1 protein-coding gene is annotated in these 1,270 nt (G+C 56.5%); it reads left to right on the top strand.

Annotated elements, in window-relative coordinates:
* Positions 1-96 precede the first annotated feature (96 nt).
* On the top strand, positions 97-1,270 hold a 1,174-nt coding region (locus J1D76_RS27790), incomplete at its 3' end, for an ISL3 family transposase (protein ID WP_421141558.1).

Here is a 1,270-nt window from a genome sequence, read left to right as displayed (position 1 = left end):
GGTTCTTCACGGAATCCCGGGAAACACAGAAACAAGAACGCCGATTTGATTGATGATGTTCGTGCGAGCAAACACATCTAACAAACCGGCGTTCTTATGCGCGATATTAATACTTTCCTTCCGTTTTGGGAGGGCTTTTCTGTCGTCACGATCAAGCCTGAGGGTGATGCCCTACGGATCGAACTGACTCCCCACGCCACCCGATTTCCTTCCTGTGGTGGCTGCCAAAAGCCTTGTTCAACCACTCATGAGTATTGCGAGCGAACCGTTCGCGATTTGCCCATTCTCGGCCGCGCGGTACGCCTCAGCGTGCTGCTCAGGCGCGTTGGCTGCCGCGACTGTGGCAAACGCATGGAGGCCGTGAGTTGGCTGGATCGCTATGCGCGCATGACACGCCGCTTGGCTGATGCGGTTATTCAGGCCTGCGAACGCCTTCCCACCCTGCACGTGGCCCAGATGTTTGGGCTGCATTGGGACACCGTGCGGTTGCTGGAGCGTCGGGCCTTGCAGGCGGCATTGAGCGAGTTGCCGAAGGCGCAACCACGACGCCTGGTGATGGATGAATTCGCACTGTTTAAAGGGCATCGCTACGCCAGTGTTGTGTTGGATGCCGATACGCGACGAGTGATTTGGATTGGCGAAGGCCGCAGCCGGGCGGCAGTTCGGCCCTTTTTCGAAGAGCTTGGGCCAGAGGGATGTGCTCGAATCGAAGCGGTGGCAATGGACATGAACACTGCGTTTGACCTGGAGGTTCGTCAGCACTGCCCGAAAGCGCGAGTGGTCTACGACCTCTTTCATGTGGTGGCCAAATATGGCCGAGAGGTCATTGACCGGGTCCGCGTCGACGAAGCTAACCGGTTGCGTCATGACAAGCCGGCTCGCAAGGTTATCAAGCAGGCGCGATGGCTGTTGCTGCGCAATCCACAGAATCTGAAAACGCCGGAACAGCAGGTTCGCTTGCATGATTTGTTGGCGGCCAACCAATCGCTGACGACGGTGTATTTGATGAAGGCTGAGCTCAAAACACTCTGGACACCGAGTGCTGCCTGGGCTTGGCGATCGGCCTGGAAGCAATGGCTGCGCCATGCTCATGAAAGCGAAATACCGGCACTGATCCAGTTCGCCAAGCGGCTAAAGGCTTACTGGCGAGGCATCGTCAGTCGGGTTCGCTGGCCGATGCACACAGGACAGTTGGAAGGCATAAACAATCGAATAAAGGTCATCAAACGGATGGCGTACGGTTACCGGGATAGCGAATTCTTTTTCATGA

This window comes from Pseudomonas sp. NFX15, assembly GCF_049132105.1.
In the GTDB taxonomy this organism is placed as follows: domain Bacteria; phylum Pseudomonadota; class Gammaproteobacteria; order Pseudomonadales; family Pseudomonadaceae; genus Aquipseudomonas.
This window is presented reverse-complemented; position numbering and strand designations above follow the sequence as displayed.